Here is a 20,205-nt window from a genome sequence, read left to right as displayed (position 1 = left end):
GGCAACAGCGTAGCGCGTCCCGAACGTCGGGTTTTGCGGCCCTCCGCTGGCGGATTCCGCCGCCGAGGCCCGCAGAACCCGAAACTCGGACGGGCTCAGTCGGTGATGGGTTCCTGGCCGGGCAGCCGGCCCTCCGCCATGCGCTGCTTCACATCGCGCTCGATGTAGACGATGTACGCCCAGACGATGGCGAAGACGACGCCGACCGCGCCGATCCCCCAGTGCACGAGGAAGCCTGCGATGACGGCGACCTGCAGTGCGCAGAACGCCGGAATCGCCCAGGGCTTCTTCACCACCATGCACCCGGCGAACATGAGCGCCGCGAGCACCAGGACGTAGCCGACCTTGAGGCCGGAGAGCCCGGGCGAGAGGCGGATCACCACGGGCAGCGCCAGCAGGATGACGATCATCTCGAGGATGAGCGTCCCGGAGAGGATGCCGCGGAAGCTCTTCCACGGATCCTTCGGGGGCGGCGTGAACCTGGGGTTGGAGGCGGGGGTTCCCGTCACTGGGGTTCCTTTCCGAACAGCGAGCGCGCGGAGCCCGCGGTGACCACGGAACCGGTGATGAGCACGCCCACGCCCGAGGCGGGACCGTCCTCGTCGTCGGACTCCTGATCGGCGAGCGCGACGGCGGTCTCCACCGCGTCGACCATGGTGGGCGAGGTGACCACGCGCTCTTCGCCGAAGATCTCCTCCGCGATCGCCGCGAGCCGCTCGACCTCGAGCGCGCGGGGCGAGCCGTTGTGGGTGACGACGACGGTGTCCAGCACGGGCTCGAGAGCCGTGAGCACGCCGACGGCGTCCTTGTCCGCGAGTACCGAGACCACGCCGATCAACGTGCGGAAGCCGAACTCCGTCTCGATGGTCCGCGCGAGCGCCTGCGCGCCGTGCGGGTTGTGCGCGGCGTCGAGGAGCACCGTCGGGGCGCTGCGGACCCGCTCGAGCCTGCCGGGCGAGGCCGCGGCGGCGAAGCCCGCCCGCACCGTGTCGACGTCGAGCTGCTGGTCGGCGCCGGCGCCGAAGAAGGCCTCGACCGCAGCCAGGGCGACCGCGGCGTTGTTGGCCTGGTGCTCGCCGTGCAGCGGCAGGAAGACGTCCTCGTAGACGCCGCCGAGGCCCTGCAGGGTGAGTTGCTGGCCGCCGACCGCGACGCGGCGCTCGACGACGGCGAACTCGGAACCCTCGCGCGCGACGGCGGCGTCGGTCTCGACGGCCTTGCGCAACAGCACGTCCATCGCCGCGGGCTCCTGCTTGCCCACGATCATGACGGTGTCCTTGGGGATCAGCCGCTCGGGCGCGCGCTTGACGATGCCGGCCTTCTCCCCCGCGATCGACGCGAGGTCGGGGCCGAGTATCTCCACGTGGTCCAGGCCGATCGGGGTGATCACGGCGACCTCGGCCGTCACCACGTTGGTGGCGTCCCAGGTGCCGCCGAGCCCGACCTCGACGACGGCCACGTCGACGGGGGCCTCGGCGAAGGCCGCGAAGGCCATGGCGGTGAGCACCTCGAACTTGCTCATCCGCGGCCCGTCGGCGGCCTCGGACTGCGCATCGACGAGCTCGATGAAGGGCTCGATCTCGCGGTAGGTCTCCACGTACTGCTTGGCCGTGAGCGGCGCACCGTCGACCGCGATGCGCTCGGTGGCGAGCTGCAGGTGCGGACTGGTGATCCGGCCCGTGCGGCGCGAGAAGGCCAGCAGCAGCGCGTCGATCATCCGGGCGGTCGACGACTTGCCGTTGGTACCCGCGATCTGGATCGACGGGTACGCGTCCTGCGGCGACCCCAGCAGCTGCATGAGCGCGGAGATCCGCGTGAGCGAGGGCTCGATCTTGGTCTCGGGCCAGCGCTGATCCAGCTCGGCCTCGACCTGAGCCAGTTCGGCGAGGTCGTCGGGGTCGGCGGCGAAGGCGGGTACCGTCACGCGGCTCCCCCGCCCAGCTGGGCGATGCGGACGGTGAGGCGCTCGACCTCCTCCTGCGCGACGGTCCGCCGCGCGCGGATCTTGTCGACCACCGCGTCGGGCGCCTTGGCCAGGAAGGCCTCGTTACCGAGCTTGGCGGTGGTCCCGTCGAGCTCCTTCTGCGCCGCCTTGAGGTCCTTCTCCAGCCGCGATCGCTCCGCACCGAGATCGACGGTGCCGGACGTGTCCAGCTCGACGGTGACGGTGCCGCCCACGAGGCGCACCTCGAGGGAGGCGGTCGCGGCGAAGCCGTCCTCCGGCGGGGTGAGCCGGCACAGGTTCGCCGCCGCGGCGCCGAGCGAGGTCAGGCCCGCCTCGTCGAGCCCCGTGAGCCGGGCCGCGACCCGCTGGCCGGGCTTGAGCAGCTGATCGCTGCGGAAGCGGCGGATCTCGGTGACCAGGCGCTGCAGATCGGCGAACCGGCGCGCGGATTCGACACCGTCGGCGGGGATCTCGGCCGGCGCCCAGTCGCGCGAGGGCCAGTCGGCGATCACCAGCGAGGTACCGCCCGTGAGCGCCTTCCACAGCACCTCGGTGACGAAGGGCATCGTCGGGTGCAGCATGCGCAGCACGACGTCGAGAGCCTTGCCCAGCACCAGCCGGGTGTTCTCGGCGACGGTCGCGTCGTCGCCCTGCAGCTGGAGCTTGGCCACCTCGAGATACCAGTCGCACAGCTCGTCCCACGCGAAGTGGTAGAGCGCCTCGCAGGCCTTGCCCAGCTCGTTGGCGTCGAACGCGGCGTCGGCCTCCGCCTGCACGGCGGCGAGGCGGTCGAGGATCCAGCGGTCGGCGTCGGTGAGCGCCGCGCGATCCGGGAGCTCGCCCAGGTGCGCGTCGTTGAGCAGGGCCAGCTTGGTGGCGTTGAACAGCTTGGTGGCGAACTTCTTCGACGACGCGGCGGCGTCGGCGCCCACGTTCAGGTCGGCGCCGGGGATGGTGCCGCGGGCCAGGGTGAAGCGCAGCGCGTCGGCGCCGTACTCCTGCACCCAGTCCAGCGGGTCGATGCCGTTGCCCTTCGATTTCGACATCTTCTTGCCGAACTCGTCGCGCACCAGACCGTGCAGGAGCACCTCGTGGAACGGGACCTTGCCCGGGGCGTTCGGCTCCTCACCGATGAAGGTGCCGAACATCATCATCCGGGCGACCCAGAAGAAGATGATGTCGTAGCCGGTGACCAGCGTCGAGGTGGGGTAGAACTTCGCGAGATCGGCGGTGGAGTCCGGCCAGCCCATGGTGGAGAACGGGAACAGTCCGGAGCTGAACCAGGTGTCGAGGACGTCCGGGTCCTGCTCGTAGCCGGCGGGCGGGGTGTCCTCGGGGCCGCAGCAGACGACGTCGCGGTTGCCCTCGGCGTCGGCGGGGCCGTACCAGACCGGGATGCGGTGACCCCACCACAGCTGGCGGGAGATGTTCCAGTCGTGCATCTCGTCGACCCAGTCGAAGAACCGCGGCGCGAGCGACTCGGGGACGATCGTGGTGTCGCCGCCCCGCACCGCGTCCCCCGCGGCCTTGGCCAGGCGGTCGACCTTGACCCACCACTGCATCGACAGGCGCGGCTCGATCGGCTCACCGGAGCGCTCGCTGTGGCCGACGCTGTGCCGGTACGGGCGCACCTCCTTGACGATGCGGCCCTGCTCGGCCAGCGCCTCGCGGATCGCCTTGCGGGCCGCGAAGCGGTCGAGACCGTCGAACTGCGTTCCGGTGCCGACGATGTGGGCGGTCTCGTCCATGATCGTGGGCATCGGCAGGTCGTGCCGCTGGCCGAGCGCGAAGTCGTTCGGATCGTGCGCGGGAGTGATCTTCACTGCGCCGGAACCGAACTCGGGATCGACGTAGTCGTCGGCCACGACGGGGATCCGGCGGTCCAGGAAGGGATGCTCGAGGGTGGTGCCCACGAGAGCGCGGTAGCGCTCGTCATCGGGATGCACGGCGATCGCGGTGTCGCCGAGCATCGTCTCCAGTCGCGTGGTGGCACAGACGATGTGCGGCTCGTCGTCGCTCAGGGAGCCGTACCGGAACGAGACCAGCTCGCCGTCGACCTCCTTGTGATCGACCTCGAGGTCGGAGATGCCGGTCTGCAGCACGGGCGACCAGTTGACCAGGCGCTCGGCGCGGTAGATCAGGCCGGCGTCGAAGAGCTGCTTGAAGATGGTCTGGACGGCGCGGGAGAGCCCCTCGTCCATGGTGAACCGCTCGCGGGACCAGTCGATGCCGACGCCGATGCGGCGCATCTGGCCGGTGATGTTGCCGTGGCTGGCCTCTTTGAAGGCCCACGCGCGCTCCAGGAACTTCTCGCGGCCGATCTCGCGGCGGCTGGTGCCCTCGGCGGCGAGCTGCTTCTCCACCAGCGACTGGGTGGCGATGCCGGCGTGGTCCGTGCCGGGGAGCCACAGCACCTCGAAGCCCTGCATCCGCTTGCGGCGGCACAGCGCGTCGGTGATGGTCTGGTCGAGCGCGTGGCCGAGATGGAGGCTGCCGGTCACGTTCGGCGGCGGCAGGACCACGGAGAAGGCGGGCTTGGGCGAGGTGTTGTCGGCGGTGAAGTACCCGGCGTCCACCCACCCGTTGTAGATGTCCGCCTCTACCGCACCGGGCTCCCAGGCGGCGGGGAGGCGGTCGACGGCGTTCTGCGGCTGCGTAGTCACCCCACGATTCTAGTCAGTGCACGCGCGAGCCCGACGCGGGGCTTTTGCTCAGGCCACGTCGCCCGACGAGGCCGCCCAGGTGTTGCACCGCGCCAGGCGGTTCGACTGGTAGCCGGTGTCCCACCAGCCCTGCGAGTGCGCGTAGGTGCCGTGGTCGCGGAGGGCTCCCGGGCGGTCGCCGCGCTCCTGATCCTCGTACACGGTGCGGTAGTCGGCGCTGGTGAACTGCCCACCGGTATCGCTCACGGACTTCACGAACAGGCCGCTGAAGCACTGCGCCTGGAGCTCCAGACGGCGCGAGGACTCGAGCCCCGCCTCGGAGGTGCGCCCACTCAGGTTCTCGATCCGTCCCTGCGCGGTGAGGATGCCGCTCACCAACTGCACGTGGTGGCCGTACTCGTGTGCGAAGACGGCGAGGTAGATCGCCGGCTGGTTGCCGTAGCGGTCCACGTTGAGCCCCTTCGGCGGCATGTACAGCGCCTCGTTGCTCGAGCAGTAGAAGGCCGCGACGTTCTCCGTCTCGAGGTTCGTCGATCCGCACGGCGAACTGATCCGCGATCCGGTGGGGACCAGCACCGTCGGCGCGCGGTATTCGAGGCCTGCGGCACGCATGGCGGCGCCCCAGGCCCGGTCGAAGCACGGCGCGAGACTGGCGAAGAAGCGCTTGCCCGCGGCGCTGTCGGAGGGCCAGCCGACGGCGTTGCACGGCTGGGTGAGCAGGCCCGCCGATCCCGAGCCGTAGAGCGGGTTGCCCTGCAGCGCGGCGGTTCCCGTCGGCGTGGCCCCGGCGGAGCTGGTGAGGAGCGAGGACGTCGAAGTGGTGGTCCCGGTCCGCGTCGTCGTGGTCTCCGTGGTGGTCGTCGTCCGCGCGGCGGTCGTGCGGGCGGTCGTCGCGCCACCGGCATCGGTACTGGCGCGCCCGCCCACGTAGAGCAGCGCCGCGGCGAGCACGACGATCAGCACCACCACCGTGACCAGCAGGAGGACCAGCAGCGGCGTGCTGTTCGCTCCCGTCGCCGGACGCGGAGCCCAGGCGGGCTGCGGCACGCGCGGCCACGGCTGCCCCTGCGGGACTCCGGGACGCGGATAGCCCGGAGGTACTGCCCCCGCGGACCGGGCGGGGGGCGGGGCGGGCATCGACCACTGCCGGTACGGCACAGCACGGGGCGGTGCGGCCGGGACCGCGGCGCGCGGGGCGGGAACGCGTTGGTACTGCGGCGCGGCGCCCGGCCGCGGGTACGCGCCGGGGCGCGGATACGCGGGGGTGCAGGGGCTCGGGGCACCCGACCTCGAGGCGGCGGCCGCGCCGGGCCGGGGATAGGCCGGAGCGCCCGGGCGGGGGTACGCGGGCGCGCCGGGACGGGGGTATCCGGTAGCGCCGGCGCGGGGCCGCGCCGTCACCCGGTAGTGCCCGGTGGCACCGCGCACCGGTGCCGGCCGCGGTGCGGCGGGCGCCGGAGGGACGGGGACGTAGCCGCGCCGCGGAGCCGGCGCACCCCGGCCGCCGTAGGGATCCTTCGGATGACCCACTTCGCTTCCCCTCCTCCACCCCAGGTGTCCGATACTGTACCCAGGCATGTGGGAGGGCACGCGGAACCAGGGCGGGACTGTTCGACGCCGGCGGCGCAGCGGTTGGGCGGCGGTGTTGGCGGTGATCGGCGTCGTGTTCGCCGGCGCCGGAGCGGGACCGGCCGGCGCCGACCCCAGCGGCGTCGGCGTGGACACCGTCCTCGATCTCCAGGACGACGGGTCGCTCGCGGTGACCACCGTGATCACTGCTCCGCCGGGCAGGGCGATCGCGCAGCGCCTCCCCCTGTCGGTGCCGGTGGAGGGCAACCGCACCCAGCACTTCACAGTCACGGGGACCAGGGCGGAGAACGGTTCGGTCTCGGTGTCCGACGGTGCGCTGCAGGTCTCCGCCCCCGGCGGCACCACGAAGGTCACCTACACGGTGCGGGGCACCGTCGCCGACGGCCCGGAGCTCCAGCAGTTCACGTGGCCGATCGCGGCGGGGTACACCGTCGACCTCGACACCGTGACGATGCGCTTCGCCTCCCCCACCGCCGTCCCTGACTCACCGCTGTGCGGCATCGGCCAGGTCGGCGAGCGCCGGATGTGCACGCTCACGCAGACCGACGCCTCCGGCGTCGTCACCGCGCAGCAGAACGGGCTGCCGCAGGGCAGGGTCGCCGTCTTCACCACGCTGCTGCCCGCCGGCACCGTCGCCGCCGATGCGCGGTTCACCGCGACGGCCGCCCCCGCCCCGGAACGGGACACCGGCGGCCTGATCGCACTCTCCCTGGCCGCGGTGCTGGCCGTCGCGCTCGCCGGTTACGGCTACGTGCGGCGCCGCTCGGACGCCGCCGCGGCGCACTCGGCCGGTGCCACCGCTGATCTGCTCGTCCCGGGCGGCAACGGCGAGATCGCCTTCGCCTCCCCCGACGGCGTCCTGCCCGGCCAGATCGGCACCCTCCTCGACGGCCGGCTGCGGCCCACCGACGTCGGCGCGACGGTGCTCGATCTCGCGGTGCGCGGCTACCTCTGGCTCGCCGCCCTGCCCGACGGGGACTTCCAGATCTCCCGTCGTGTGCCACTCGACGGTGCGGTCACGCCCGCGGAGCGGGTTGTGGTCGACGCCCTCCTCCCCCACGGTGCGGAGACGACCACCGTCTCCGAACTGACCGGTGGCGCCCGGCCCCTCGACCCGGCCCCGATCGTGGCAGCCGTTCCCGCGGCGACCGCGGAACGCGGGTGGCTCCGCGCCGCGCCGCGCAGTCCCCTCCTCGTCCCCGCGATCGCCGTCGCGGCGGGCGGCGCGATCGCGACGCTGGTCTGCGGCTTCCTCGGCGCCGGCGTGCTGTGGGCCGCCGCCGCGCTCGTCCTCGGCCTCGGGCTGGTGGCGGCGGCGCTGCTGTGGCCGCGCCGCACGGCGTCGGGCAGCCGCCTCGCGGCGGGGCTCGGCGGCATGCGCCAGTACTTGATCGCGACGAACGTCGGCTCGCTGCCGGACGGTCAGCGCGACGTGCTCTTCGAGCGGGCCATCCCGTACACCCACGCGTTCGGCGACCTGCGGGGCTGGCTCGCCACCTGGGGCAGCGTCCCGAGCGCCCCGCTGGACTGGTACCGCGCGCCCCAGGGGCCGGTGGCCGGGCTCGCGACGCTCGCCGCGGTCCTCGACGGTGCGGTCGCCCAGGCTCTGGCCGCGCAGCGGGACTGACGGGCACCGTCGGGGTCGGAAAACCGCTGGCGCTCGTCCCTCTGCTGCCGCGAGGATTGGGCATATGGGACATCTCGAGGCGACGCATGTGGAGTACTACCTGCCGGACGGGCGGGCTCTCCTCGGCGACGTCTCGTTCCGGGTGGGCGACGGGACGGTCGCAGCGCTCGTGGGTCGCAACGGCGCCGGCAAGACCACGCTGCTGCGGCTCCTCGCCGGTGAACTGGAGCCGCACGGCGGCACGGTGACCTCGAGCGGCGGCGTCGGCGTGATGCCGCAGTTCATCGGTTCGGTGCGGGACGAGCGCACAGTGCGCGACCTGGTGCTCTCCGTCTCGCCGCCCCGGCTCCAGGACGCCGCCCGCGAGCTCGACGCGGTGGAGCTGGCGCTCATGGACGACGACGGCGATGCGAATCAGCTGCGGTACGCGACCGCGCTCGCCGAGTGGGGCGACGCCGGCGGCTACGCCGCGGAGACGCTGTGGGACGCGTGCACCGTCGCGGCGCTGGGGGTTCCCTATGACCGCGCCCAATGGCGCGGGCTGACCTCACTCTCCGGCGGCGAGCAGAAGCGGCTCGCTCTCGAGGCGCTGCTCCGCGGCGACGACGAGGTCCTGTTGCTCGACGAGCCCGACAACTACCTCGACGTCCCCGGCAAGGAGTGGCTCGAGGACCAGCTGCGGCAGACGCCGAAGACGGTGCTGTTCGTCAGTCACGACCGCGAGCTGCTCGCGCGGGCCGCGACCCGGATCGTGGCCGTCGATCCCGCGCCGGGCGGCGCGGACGCGTGGGTGCACGGCGGCGGTTTCGCCACCTTCCCCGCGGCGCGCGAGGAGCGGTTCGCGCGGTTCGACGAGTTGCGGCGACGGTGGGACGAGCGGCACCAGCAGCTCAAGAAGCTCGTGCTCACGCTGCGCGAACAGGCGAAGTTCAACGACGGCATGGCCTCGCGGTACTCCGCCGCACAGACCCAGCTGCGCAGGTTCGAGGAGGCCGGGCCGCCACCCGAGCCGCCGCGGCAGCAGCAGATCACCATGCGGCTGCGCGGCGGTCGCACGGGCGTGCGCGCCGTGACGGCGAAGCAGCTGGAACTGACCGGCCTCATGCAGCCCTTCGACCTGGAGATCTTCTACGGCGAGCGGGTGGCTGTGCTCGGCTCGAACGGATCCGGGAAATCGCACTTCCTGCGCCTGCTCGCGGGCGAGGACGTCGCGCACACCGGTTCGGCGGCGCTCGGCGCCCGCGTGGTTCCCGGCCACTTCGCGCAGACCCATGCGCACCCGGAGCTGCAGGGCCGCACCCTGGTGCAGATCCTGCGCGAGGAGCACGCGGCCGATCTCGGTCGGTCCATGCCTGCGCTGCGCCGCTACGAGCTGCACGGGCAGGCGGAGCAGCGGTTCGAGAGCCTCTCGGGCGGCCAGCAGGCCCGCTTCCAGGTGCTACTGCTCGAGTTCGCCGGCAGCACCGCGCTGTTGCTCGACGAGCCGACGGACAACCTGGACCTGGAGAGCGCCGAGGCGTTGCAGGACGCGCTCGAGGCCTACGAGGGCACGGTGCTGGCCGTGACCCACGACCGGTGGTTCGCGCGGTCGTTCGACCGGTTCCTGGTGTTCGGGACCGACGGCACCGTCCGCGAAGCCGACGAGCCGGTGTGGCACGAGGCGCGCGTACAGCGCGTGCGTTGACCGGAAACGACTGCGCCCCCGGCCTTCTCGGCCGGGGGCGCAGTCGTGACGATGGTTACGCGCTCTTCTCGCGACGCTCGCCGCGGGAGTGCTTGCGGGGCACGATGGTGGGCAGCACGTTGTCGCGCACGGTCTCCCCGGTCACGACGACCTTGGCCACGTCGTCCCGCGAGGGGATGTCGAACATGACGGGGTTGAGGACCTCTTCCATGATCGCGCGCAGGCCGCGGGCACCGGTGCCGCGGTGGATGGCCTGGTCGGCGATGGCGCCGAGCGCGTCCTCGTCGAACTCGAGCTCCACGCCGTCCATCTCGAACAGGCGCTGGTACTGCTTGACGAGCGCGTTCTTCGGCTCCGAGAGGATCGAGACCAGCGACTCCTTGTCGAGGTTCGAGACGGAGGCGATGACGGGCAGGCGGCCGATGAACTCGGGGATCAGACCGAACTTGATGAGGTCCTCGGGCAGCACGTCGGCGAAGTGATCGACGGTGTCGACCTCCGCCTTGGTGCGCACCTCGTTGCCGAAGCCGAGGCCGCGCTTGCCGATGCGATCGCCCACGACCTTCTCCAGCCCGGCGAAGGCGCCGGCCACGATGAACAGGACGTTCGTCGTGTCGATCTGGATGAACTCCTGGTGCGGGTGCTTGCGGCCGCCCTGCGGCGGGACGCTGGCCTGGGTGCCCTCGAGGATCTTCAGCAGCGCCTGCTGCACGCCCTCGCCCGAGACGTCCCGGGTGATCGACGGGTTCTCGCTCTTGCGGGCGATCTTGTCGACCTCGTCGATGTAGATGATGCCGGTCTCGGCGCGCTTGACGTCGTAGTCGGCGGCCTGGATCAGCTTGAGCAGGATGTTCTCGACGTCCTCACCCACGTAGCCGGCCTCGGTGAGCGCGGTGGCGTCGGCGATGGCGAAGGGCACGTTGAGCATCTTCGCGAGCGTCTGCGCCAGGTAGGTCTTGCCGCAGCCGGTGGGGCCGAGCATGAGGATGTTCGACTTCGCCAGCTCCACGCCCTCGCCGCGCGCGTCCTTGCGCTCGCCGGCCTGGATGCGCTTGTAGTGGTTGTAGACGGCGACCGCGAGGTTGCGCTTGGCCGAGTCCTGGCCGATCACGTAGTTGTCGAGGAAGTCGCGGATCTCGACGGGCTTGGGCAGCTCGTCCAGCTTCACGTCACTGGTCTCGGCCAGTTCCTCTTCGATGATCTCGTTGCACAGGTCGATGCACTCGTCGCAGATGTACACGCCGGGGCCCGCGATCAGCTTCTTGACCTGCTTCTGGCTCTTTCCGCAGAAAGAGCACTTCAACAGGTCCGCGCCGTCCCCGATCCGTGCCATGCCGTGCCCACTTCCCTTGCTGATGACTCGCCCGCCCCGTTGCTCAGCGGGTGGCGTCTGTGTACGACGGTACCCGCGAACTTCTGTCCCGGCGACCGATATGAATAGCTTGCTAGAGGCGACGCCGGGGGCCGCGGAACCCGCTCACGCGGCGTGTCGCGACCCCCGGTGTGCTGCTCGAACTACTTGGCCGAAGCCTTGCGGTACGGGAACACCGTGTCGACGATCCCGTATTCCTTGGCCTGGTCGGCCGTGAGGATGTTGTCGCGGTCGGTGTCCTTGCGGATCTGCTCGACCGTCTGGCCCGTGTGGCCCGCGAGGATCTCGTCGAGGCGGTTGCGCGCACGCTCCATCTCGGCGGCCTGGATCTCGAGGTCCGAGACCTGGCCGCGCATCGAGCCGCCGGTGCGGGGCTGGTGGATCAGCACCGTCGAGTTGGGCAGCGCGGCGCGCTTGCCCGGGGTGCCACCGGCCAGGAGGATCGCGGCGGCCGAAGCCGCGGTGCCGAGCACCACGGTCGCGACGTCGCAGTGCACGTACTGCATGGTGTCGTAGATGCCGAGCGCGTCGTAGAGGCTGCCGCCGGGCGAGTTGATGTAGATCGTGATGTCACGATCCGGGTCCTGCGACTCGAGCACCAGGATCTGGGCCATGACGTCGTTCGCCGAGACCTCGTCGATCTGGTTCTTGAGGAAGATGATGCGCTCGTCGAACAGCTTCGAGTACGGGTTGGTGACGCGCTCGTTGCCGTTCGCCGCGCGCTCGATGAACGACGGGACGTCGTAGCGGCCGGTGGCGGGGACGTGCAGGCCCTGGGCCGACATCGTGGTGGGGTAACCCTCAGTCATGGATATGTCCTCTCGCTACTTGACGGAGCTCGCGCGGCTGACGACGTGGTCGACGAACCCGTAGTCCCGGGCCTGCTCGGCGGTGAACCACTTGTCGCGGTCGGCGTCGGCCTCGATCTTCTCGATCGGCTGGCCGGTGAACTGCGCGTTGAGGCGGTTCATCTCGACCTTGGTGTTGCGGAACAGCTCGGCCTGGATGGCGATGTCGGCGGCGGTGCCACCGATGCCGGCGGACGGCTGGTGCATCATGATGCGCGCGTGGGGCAGGGCGTAGCGCTTGCCCTTGGTGCCCGCGGCGAGCAGGAACTCACCCATCGAGGCGGCCATGCCCATGGCGTACGTCGCGACGTCGCACTCGACGAACTCCATCGTGTCGAAGATCGCCATGCCGGCGGAGATGCTGCCGCCGGGCGAGTTGATGTAGAGGTTGATGTCCTTGGTGGGATCCTCCGCGGACAGCAGCAGCATCTGCGCGCAGAGCTGGTTCGCGATGTCGTCGTTCACCTCGCTGCCGAGGAAGATGATCCGCGATTCCAGGAGACGGCTGTACACCGAATCGTTGAGGTTCAGGCCGGCAATTCCGGCCCGCATGGTGGGGTTGGAGTTCATCCGCTGCTCCCTGCCTTTCTTTGCTGACATCGACAGTAACGAACGGGACCGGCCGAACCGTCCCTCGGCACGCCCGGCTCCGCTGAGGGCAGAAACGCCCCGCAGCCGATCCGGCTGCGGGGCGCTCCGCGGGGTCCTACTTCTCGTCGGCCTCGGCGGTGATCTCCTCCGCCTCGGCGACCACGTCCTCCTCGGAGGCCGCCTCCTCGGCGAGCTCCTCGCCGGCGTCCGCACGGTCGAACAGCGACTTGGTGTCGACGACGTTGCCGTCGGCGTCCTTGACCGAGACCTCGAGCACGACGTCCGCGAGGCCCTTGCCGCGACGGACCTCCTGGAAGAGGGCGGGCAGCTGGCCGGCCTGCTGGATCTGCTGGATGAACTCCTGCGGCTGCATGCCGTAGCGCTGCGACTGGAACAGGATGTGCTCCTGCAGCTCCTGCTGGTCGACCTGCACGTCCTGCGCGTCGGCGATCGCGTCGAGCAGCAGCTGCACCTTGACCTGCTTCTCGGCGGACTCGCGCGCCTGGGTCTCGAACTCCTCGCGGGTGGTGCCCTGCGCCTTGAGCGCGGTCTCGAGGAGCTCCTCGTTGTGGCCCACCTGGTGCAGCACGTCGTGCACGTTGGCGTCGGTCTGCTCCTTGACCACGGCCTCGGGCAGCGGCACCTCGACGGCCTCGAGCAGCTTGTCGAGGACGGCGTCGCGGATGTCGGCGGCCTGGCCGAGCTTCTTGTTCTGCTCGACGCGCTCACGCAGGTCGGTGCGCAGCTCCTCGACGGTGTCGAACTCGCTCGCGAGCTGGGCGAACTCGTCGTCCAGCTCGGGCAGCTCGCGCTCCTTGACGGAGTCGACGACGACGGTCACGTCGGCCTCCTGGCCGGCGAACTCGCCGGCCACGAGGGTGGTCGTGAACTCCTTGGACTCGCCGGACTTCAGGCCGACGACGGCCTCGTCCAGGCCGTCGATCAGATTGCCGGAGCCGACCTCGTGCGAGAGGCCGGTGGTCTTGGCGTCCTCGACGTCCTTGCCGTCGACGGTGGCCGACAGGTCGATGGTGATGAAGTCACCGGTCTCGACGGCGCGGTCGACGCCCTTGAGGGTGCCGAAGCGGGCGCGCAGGCCCTCGATCTGCTCGTCGACGTCGGCGTCGGTGACCTCGAGCGACGGGACCTCGACCTCGATGGTCGAGTAGTCGGGCAGCGTGATCTCGGGGCGCACGTCCACCTCGGCGGTGAACGAGAAGGTCTCGCCGTACTCGAGCTTGTCGATGTCGATCTCGGGCTGGCCGAGCGCCTTGACCTCGGCGTCCAGCACGGCCTGGCTGTACTTGCCGGGCAGCGCGTCGTTGATCACCTGCGAGAGCACGGCGTCGCGACCGACGCGCGCCTCGATCAGCTTCGCGGGGGCCTTGCCCTTGCGGAAGCCGGGGATGTTGACCTGCTGCGCGAGCGTCTCATAGGCGCGATCGAAATCCGGCGCGAGCTCGTCGAAGGGAACCTCGACGCTCAGGCGGACGCGAGTCGGGCTCAGCTGCTCGACGGTGCTCTTCACTCGTTCTCCTCGGGTTGGTCTCAGCAGGAGGGCCGCGTGATGTGCGGGTTCCTGCGGGCAGCACGGGACCGACGTCGGGCCCACGGCACTCGGACAAGCGTACGCGACGGGGTTGCGGCTCCGACAGCCCGGGCGGCGGCGTCCGGCCCGGCCCGGGCGGGGCATCCGCGCCGTCGATCGACGATGATGAGCGCATGATCCTGATCGGCCTCGTGGCCGCCGCCGTCGCGGCACTCGTGCACTGCTTCATCTTCTATCTGGAGTCGATCGCGTGGACCTCCCCGCGCGCACGCGCCGCCTTCGGCACCACCGAGGAGACCGCGGAGATCACCCGGGGCCTCGCGTTCAATCAGGGCTTCTACAACCTGTTCCTCGCCGTCGCCGTGTTCGTCGGGCTGGCACTGTTCGGACCGCAGCGCGCGGTGGGCGCCACCCTGGTGCTCACCGGCGCGGGCTCGATGCTGGCCGCGGCACTGGTCCTGGCGCTCTCGGATCGGACGAAGCTGCGCGCCGCCACGATCCAGGGCGCAGCGCCCCTGGTCGCGGTGATCCTCCTGGGAATCGGGCTGGCGGCGTAACCGCAGGCGTCTCCCCCTCCCGCGCGCCCGACACCGACTTCACCGCCGGACACCACAGCCGGGGCCCGATCGACCTCCCGGCGGGCCGGATCGTCCTACCCTGAATCCGTGGAACTCTCGATGCGCGCCATGGAGCGCACGGACCTGCGATTCGTGCACGGATTGTTCAACGACCGGGCGGTGATGTCGTACTGGTTCGAGGAGCCCTTCGACGCCCTCGCCGAACTCGAGGACATCTACGAGCGGCACATCCACGACGACCGCGAGCGCCGGTTCATCATCGAGAGCGACGGGCTGCCCGTCGGCTTGGTGGAGCTGGTGGAGATCAACACCATCCACCGCAACTGCGAGTTCCAGATCATCGTCGCGCCGGCCGCGCAGGGTCGGGGCTACGCGACGGTCGCGACGCGCAGGGCGCTCGACTACGCCTTCCGAATCCTCAACCTGCACAAGGTCTACCTGTACGTCGACATCGCGAACGAGAAGGCGGCGCATGTCTACGAGAAGATCGGGTTCGTCCAGGAGGGGCTGCTCCGCGAGCAGTACTTCTCCAACGGGGCGTATCGTGACGCGCGGCTGATGCGCGTGTTCCAGCGAGACTTCCTCGCATCGGACACACCGCCCGTGTGAACCGCGTCTCGATCGCGGTCGATTGTGGCGCGGGGCCGATCCCTTCCCCGAATGTGAGTCGCTGCGGCCGCCCGGCGGGCACCCCCGCCCATCGGTAACCATGGGGAATGACCACCCCGACGGAGCAACAGTCCAGTTCGACGAAGCCCCGCCCGGTCGTCTCCCGGGAGACCGCCATCGGCACCGACGCACGACTCTCCTGGCTCCTCGCCGGGGTCGCCGGCATGGTCGGCGCAGTCGCTTTCCTTCATTCGGCCGGCTACTTCGTGACCTTCATGACCGGCAACACCGAGCGCGCGGTCCTGACGTGGTTCAAGGCCTCGGACGCGCAGCAGGTCGCGGGCGCCGGGGCACTCGCCGCGACCTCCCTGATCATCGCATTCGTGGCCGGCGTCGTCGTCGCGTCCATCTGCCGCCGGTTCTTCTGGCACGGACATCCGCACGGCCCGACGGTGCTGACCACCGCCGGCCTGCTGGTGGCGTCCGCCACCGACTTCGTCCTCGACGGTTTCGACGAGCCCGAGGTGCGGTTCGTCCCGATCCTGATCATCACCTTCTCGCTCGGTGCGCTGAACACCTCGTTCACCAAGAACGGCGAGGTCTCGGTGCCGCTGTCGTACGTGACCGGCACGCTGGTCAAACTGGGCCAGGGCATCGAGCGGCACGCGACCGGCGGCGGCACCGTCTACGACTGGCTCGGCTACGCACTCGTCTACGCGGGCTTCGTCCTCGGTGCCGCGGTCGGCGGCGTCATCGGCTCGTTCGTGACCGGCCCGCAGGTGATCCTCGTCGCCGGAATCCTGTGCGGGATCACCACTCTGGTCACGTTCTTACACTCGGACCGCCGAGCCCTCCTGGGTTGAGGTCACCGCGAGTACAACCGGTGACAGCGACGGCGCATCGCCGATAGGTTCCGGTCGGTGAGTACCGCCACCGCCGAGCCCGCGCCGATCGGCGCTCCCGACCGCACCCAGCTGCGACGCGTCATCGCCGCCTCGCTCCTCGGGACCACCGTGGAGTGGTACGACTTCTTCCTCTACTCGACCGCCGCGTCGCTGGTGTTCAACAAGCTGTTCTTCCCCGATACGAGCTCCTTCGTCGGCACGATGCTCAGCTTCGTGACCTTCGCCGTCGGATTCGTGATGCGGCCCATCGGCGGTCTCGTCTTCGGGCACATCGGGGATCGGATCGGGCGCCGCCAGACGCTGGCGCTCACCATGTTGCTGATGGGCGTGGCCACGGCGCTGATGGGCGCACTCCCGACGGCCGCCCAGGTGGGGATCCTGGCGCCGATCCTGTTGCTGCTCCTGCGGATCGTGCAGGGCTTCGCGCTCGGCGGCGAGTGGGCGGGCGCCGTCCTGCTCGCCGTCGAGCACGCGCCCGAAGAGCGCATGGGCCGCTTCGGGGCGATCCCGCAGGTCGGACTCGCGCTCGGTCTGGGCCTGGGGACAGCAGTCTTCGCCCTGCTGCAGACCGTTTTCGACGACGATCAGTTCCTCCGGTTCGGCTGGCGCATCGCGTTCGCCGTCTCGATCGTGCTGGTGGTGATCGGCGTGCTCGTGCGTCTCGCGGTGGACGAGACGCCGGCCTTCGTGGCGGCGCGAGCGTCGCTCGACACCACCCGGACTCCGTTGCGGCAGTTGCTCGCCGATCCCGGGCTGCGCCGCAACACGATCGCGGGCTGCCTCGCCCGGTGGGCCGAGGGCAGCGCGTTCAACACCTGGGGCGTCTTCGCGATCACCTACGCGACCGCGAGCCTCGCCATGAACAAGGTGCAGGTCCTGCTCGCCGTCACCGTGGCCGCCCTGGTGATGGCGGTGGTGATCCCGTTCGCCGGGGCACTGGCCGACCGTCACGGGCCGGGGCGCGTGTACGGCGTGGGCGTCCTGCTCTACGGGCTCGCGGTCTTTCCCGTCTTCGCACTGTTCGGTACGGCGTCCATCGTGTGGTTCACCGTGGGGCTGGTGGTGGTCTTCGGGCTGATCCACGGCGTCTTCTACGCCGCGCAGGGCACCTTCTTCGCGAGCCTGTTCCCCACCGAGGTGCGGTACACGGGACTGTCGGTGGTGTACCAGTTCTCGGGGATCTACGCCTCGGGCCTGACTCCCCTGATCCTCACCGCATTGATCCACGGGGTCGACGGAGCGCCGTGGACGGCCGCCGGCTACCTCGCCGCCACGGCGCTGATCTCGCTCGCCGCGACGGCCTGGATCCGGCGGGCCGCTCGCCTGCCCTGAGCGTCGCGATCGGATTCCGAATTGGAACAGACGAGCTGAGCCTGATACAGTTTCGAACAAGTTCGTGAGCGTGACTGTAAACCGCTCAGTGAAACAGAGGCCGGGGCGCGTTACAGGTGCCGCCGGCCTCGCCCATATCCGGGGCCTCTTCCCGATCCGCCTACTCTCGAAGCATGACCGGTCCTGCCCGATCCACCTCGCCCGTGCGGGCACCGTCGGCGGCGGTGACGGCGCGATCCGTGGCGGACCTGGACGAGCTCATCACCACCTGCCGGGCCTGCCCGCGACTGGTGGCGTGGCGGGAGGAGGCCGCGCGGGTCAAGCGCGCCGCGTTCGCCGACGAGCCCTACTGGGGCCGGCCGGTTCCGGGGTTCGGGCCGGCGGACGCGCGCATCCTCATCGTCGGACTGGCGCCGGCGGCGCACGGGGCCAACCGGACCGGGCGGATGTTCACCGGCGATCGCAGCGGTGACGTCCTGTTCGCCGCGCTGCACGCGGTGGGGCTGGCGAATCAGCCGCTCGCCGTCTCCGCCGACGACGGGCTCGAGCTGTTCGACACCCGGATGAGCTCGCCCGTGCGGTGCGCGCCGCCGGCGAACAAGCCGACGCCGCAGGAGCGCCGGAACTGCGCGCCGTTCCTTGCGCGCGAGATCTCGCTGATGCCGCGCCTGCGGGTGGCGGTGGTGCTGGGTGCGTTCGGCTGGCAGGCCCTGTTCGCGGTCCTCGACGAGGGCGGCTGGCGCGTCCCGCGTCCGCGCCCCGCGTTCGGCCACGGCGCGCGCGTCGACCTCGCTCACCCCGACGGCCGTACCCTCGCCGTCGTCGGCTGCTTCCACGTCAGCCAGCGCAACACCTTCACCGGGCGACTGACACCGGCCATGCTGGAGGAGGTCCTGCGGAGCGCGCGGACCATCGCGGAGGACCGCGCGAGGGAAGGAACAAGAATGACGGTGCGGGTCAAGCGGGTGTACGAGGCGGAGCAGAACGGGGACGGCGCGCGGGTGCTCGTCGATCGGCTCTGGCCCCGCGGTGTCAGCAAGGACCGCGCCGATCTGTCGCAGTGGTGCAAGGCGATCGCGCCGTCCACCGAGCTCCGGAAGTGGTACGAGCACGACCCCGCGAAGTACCCCGGATTCGTCGATCGGTATCGGGCCGAGCTCGCCGAACCCGAGGCGGCCGAGGCGTTCCGCGCGCTGCAGGCGCTCGTCGACGAGGGACCGGTCACGCTGCTCACCGCCTCCAAGGCGGAGGACATCAGTCATGCGCACGTCCTCGCCGCGCTTCTGACGGGGCGTGATCCGCTCGAGCGGTGACGGCGCCGACTTCGCGGACCGGCACCGTCGAACCCGGCCGGGCTGCTAGCGTCGCGCCGTGGCCGCGCTGTCCTTCCTCGACCGAGAGCACTCCGTCGCACCGCTGAACTACAACCGGTGGTTGATACCGCCTGCGGCGCTGGCCATCCACCTGTGCATCGGCCAGGTGTACGCGACCAGCGTCTACAAGGACGCTCTGGTCAAGCATTTCGACACCAACAAGACCATGATCGGGATCGTCTTCTCCATCGCGATCGTCATGCTGGGGCTCTCCGCCGCGGTGTTCGGGACATGGGTGGACCGGGTCGGGCCGCGGCGCACCATGTTCACCGCCGCGAGCTGTTGGGGCGCAGGCTTCCTCATCGCCGCGGTCGGCATCGCGACGGGGCAGCTCTGGCTCGTCTACCTCGGGTACGGCGTGGTCGGCGGCATCGGCCTGGGGCTCGGGTACATCTCGCCGGTCTCCACCCTGATGAAGTGGTTCCCCGACCGGCCCGGACTCGCAACGGGCATGGCGATCATGGGATTCGGCGGCGGCGCGATGGTCGCCTCGCCGCTGTCGAAGGAACTGATGACGTTCTTCGGCGGCGCCGAAGCCGGTGGCAGCGCCGTGACGAAGCTGTTCGTCACCCTCGGCATCGGCTACTTCGTCGTGATGATGATGGGCGTCTTCACCATTCGCGTGCCCGCGCCCGGCTACGTCCCGGCGGGCTTCGACCCCGCCACCGTCGCCTCCAAGGCGATGGTGACCACCGGGAACGTCTCCGCCGCCAACGCGATCAAGACCCCGCAGTTCTGGCTGCTGTGGATCGTGCTGCTGTGCAACGTGACCGCGGGCATCGGCATCCTGGAGCAGGCCGCCGACATGATCCAGGACTTCTTCCGCGACGACACCGGCGTCTCCACGGTCACCGCGACCGTCGCCGCCGGCTTCGTCGGCCTGCTCTCCGTGGCGAACATGGCCGGCCGGCTCGGCTGGTCGACCACATCGGACTACATCGGCCGCAAGCCCACCTACATGATCTACCTCGGCGTCGGGATCCTGCTCTATCTCGGGCTGGCGACCGTCGGGGCCTCCTCGACGGCGCTGTTCGTGCTGTTCTGCGCGGTGATCATCTCGTTCTACGGTGGCGGCTTCGCGACGGTGCCCGCCTACCTGCGGGACCTGTTCGGCACCTTCCAGGTCGGCGCGATCCACGGCCGGCTGCTGACCGCGTGGTCGACGGCGGGCGTGCTCGGCCCACTCATCGTGAACCGGGTGCTGGACTCGAAGAAGGACCGGGTCGACGAGGCGGGCAACGCGATTCCGCTCCAGGCGGCCGATTACCACCTCGCGCTGTACATCATGGTGGGCGTGCTCGTGGTGGGCTTCCTCGCCAACCTCGCCATCCGCCCCGTGTCCGAGCGGTGGCAGGAGAAGGGGAACGTCGTCGACGCCGTCGACGCTGCGCACGGACCGAAGGGAGCCTCGTGACCGACACCGAATCCGACGGGCGGCACCCCGTCCAACTCGTCGCGACGTGGACTCTGGTGGCGATCCCGCTGCTCTACGGCCTCTACAACGCCGTGGACGCGGCGCTCCAGCTCTTCCAGGGCTGA

The 20,205-nt window shown here is 70.5% G+C and carries 17 protein-coding genes; 9 read left to right on the top strand and 8 right to left on the bottom strand.

Features of this window, described 5'->3' with window-relative positions; genetic code table 11:
- Positions 1-95 precede the first annotated feature (95 nt).
- Genes BLQ62_RS08750 through BLQ62_RS08735 form a run of 4 tightly spaced genes read right to left on the bottom strand, consistent with a single transcriptional unit; the run spans position 96 to position 6,138 of the window.
- Positions 96-509, bottom strand: a complete 414-nt coding sequence (locus BLQ62_RS08750; protein ID WP_068535752.1) for a DUF4233 domain-containing protein — start codon at positions 507-509, stop codon at positions 96-98.
- Positions 506-1,924: a bifunctional tetrahydrofolate synthase/dihydrofolate synthase gene (gene folC, locus BLQ62_RS08745; RefSeq protein ID WP_068565923.1), complete on the bottom strand. Its 1,419-nt coding sequence runs from the start codon at positions 1,922-1,924 to the stop codon at positions 506-508. The genes BLQ62_RS08750 and folC overlap by 4 nt, the downstream gene beginning before the upstream one ends.
- Positions 1,921-4,608, bottom strand: coding sequence for a valine--tRNA ligase (locus tag BLQ62_RS08740; protein ID WP_068565925.1), 2,688 nt, complete (start codon positions 4,606-4,608; stop codon positions 1,921-1,923). Before BLQ62_RS08740 ends, folC begins: the two co-directional genes overlap by 4 nt.
- A gap of 48 nt (positions 4,609-4,656) precedes the next feature.
- Entirely contained in the window at positions 4,657-6,138 is a 1,482-nt protein-coding gene (locus BLQ62_RS08735) for a neutral zinc metallopeptidase (protein ID WP_160126327.1), read from the bottom strand.
- Between the two features lie 46 nt (positions 6,139-6,184).
- Between BLQ62_RS08735 and BLQ62_RS08730 the strand changes: the two genes are divergently transcribed.
- Both BLQ62_RS08730 and BLQ62_RS08725 read left to right on the top strand, forming a co-directional pair.
- The gene (locus BLQ62_RS08730; protein WP_082756505.1) at positions 6,185-7,825 is read left to right on the top strand and encodes a DUF2207 family protein; all 1,641 of its coding nucleotides are present in this window, start codon (positions 6,185-6,187) and stop codon (positions 7,823-7,825) included.
- Between the two features lie 64 nt (positions 7,826-7,889).
- Positions 7,890-9,509 carry an ABC-F family ATP-binding cassette domain-containing protein gene (locus BLQ62_RS08725; RefSeq protein ID WP_068565931.1) on the top strand — a complete coding sequence of 540 codons (1,620 nt, stop codon included), beginning with the start codon at positions 7,890-7,892 and terminating at the stop codon, positions 9,507-9,509.
- A gap of 55 nt (positions 9,510-9,564) precedes the next feature.
- On the opposite strand, the gene clpX is transcribed toward BLQ62_RS08725, so the two are convergent.
- From clpX to tig, 4 genes are all read right to left on the bottom strand, one after another.
- Positions 9,565-10,842, bottom strand: a complete 1,278-nt coding sequence (gene clpX, locus BLQ62_RS08720) for an ATP-dependent Clp protease ATP-binding subunit ClpX (protein ID WP_068535758.1) — start codon at positions 10,840-10,842, stop codon at positions 9,565-9,567.
- A 182-nt stretch (positions 10,843-11,024) separates the two neighbouring features.
- Positions 11,025-11,690, bottom strand: coding sequence for an ATP-dependent Clp protease proteolytic subunit (locus tag BLQ62_RS08715; RefSeq protein ID WP_068535760.1), 666 nt, complete (start codon positions 11,688-11,690; stop codon positions 11,025-11,027).
- A 15-nt stretch (positions 11,691-11,705) separates the two neighbouring features.
- Positions 11,706-12,299 carry an ATP-dependent Clp protease proteolytic subunit gene (locus BLQ62_RS08710; RefSeq protein ID WP_068535762.1) on the bottom strand — a complete coding sequence of 198 codons (594 nt, stop codon included), beginning with the start codon at positions 12,297-12,299 and terminating at the stop codon, positions 11,706-11,708.
- Positions 12,300-12,435: 136 nt separating this feature from the next.
- Positions 12,436-13,848 carry a trigger factor gene (tig, locus tag BLQ62_RS08705; protein WP_068565932.1) on the bottom strand — a complete coding sequence of 471 codons (1,413 nt, stop codon included), beginning with the start codon at positions 13,846-13,848 and terminating at the stop codon, positions 12,436-12,438.
- Between the two features lie 194 nt (positions 13,849-14,042).
- Between tig and BLQ62_RS08700 the strand changes: the two genes are divergently transcribed.
- The 7 genes from BLQ62_RS08700 to BLQ62_RS24345 all read left to right on the top strand — a co-directional run bounded on the left by BLQ62_RS08700 (position 14,043) and on the right by BLQ62_RS24345 (position 20,205).
- A complete protein-coding gene (locus BLQ62_RS08700) occupies positions 14,043-14,426 on the top strand; it encodes a DUF1304 domain-containing protein (protein WP_068535766.1) in 384 nt (127 codons plus the stop codon).
- Between the two features lie 108 nt (positions 14,427-14,534).
- A complete protein-coding gene (speG, locus tag BLQ62_RS08695; RefSeq protein WP_269451317.1) occupies positions 14,535-15,056 on the top strand; it encodes a spermidine N1-acetyltransferase in 522 nt (173 codons plus the stop codon).
- Between the two features lie 107 nt (positions 15,057-15,163).
- Positions 15,164-15,919 carry a YoaK family protein gene (locus BLQ62_RS08690; RefSeq protein ID WP_082756507.1) on the top strand — a complete coding sequence of 252 codons (756 nt, stop codon included), beginning with the start codon at positions 15,164-15,166 and terminating at the stop codon, positions 15,917-15,919.
- Positions 15,920-15,976: 57 nt separating this feature from the next.
- A complete protein-coding gene (locus tag BLQ62_RS08685) occupies positions 15,977-17,293 on the top strand; it encodes an MFS transporter (RefSeq protein WP_068565935.1) in 1,317 nt (438 codons plus the stop codon).
- 173 nt (positions 17,294-17,466) lie between these two features.
- Complete coding sequence (locus tag BLQ62_RS24475) at positions 17,467-18,606, top strand: DUF488 family protein, N3 subclade (RefSeq protein ID WP_083350800.1); 1,140 nt, start codon at positions 17,467-17,469, stop codon at positions 18,604-18,606.
- Positions 18,607-18,664: 58 nt separating this feature from the next.
- The gene (locus BLQ62_RS08675) at positions 18,665-20,080 is read left to right on the top strand and encodes an L-lactate MFS transporter (RefSeq protein ID WP_068565937.1); all 1,416 of its coding nucleotides are present in this window, start codon (positions 18,665-18,667) and stop codon (positions 20,078-20,080) included.
- Positions 20,077-20,205: an MFS transporter small subunit gene (locus tag BLQ62_RS24345; RefSeq protein WP_269451318.1), complete on the top strand. Its 129-nt coding sequence runs from the start codon at positions 20,077-20,079 to the stop codon at positions 20,203-20,205. The genes BLQ62_RS08675 and BLQ62_RS24345 overlap by 4 nt, the downstream gene beginning before the upstream one ends.

This window comes from Tsukamurella pulmonis (assembly GCF_900103175.1).
Taxonomy (GTDB): Bacteria; Actinomycetota; Actinomycetes; order Mycobacteriales; family Mycobacteriaceae; genus Tsukamurella; species Tsukamurella pulmonis.
The sequence above is the reverse complement of the archived record's forward strand: the minus strand, read 5'-3'. Positions and strand labels throughout refer to the sequence as shown.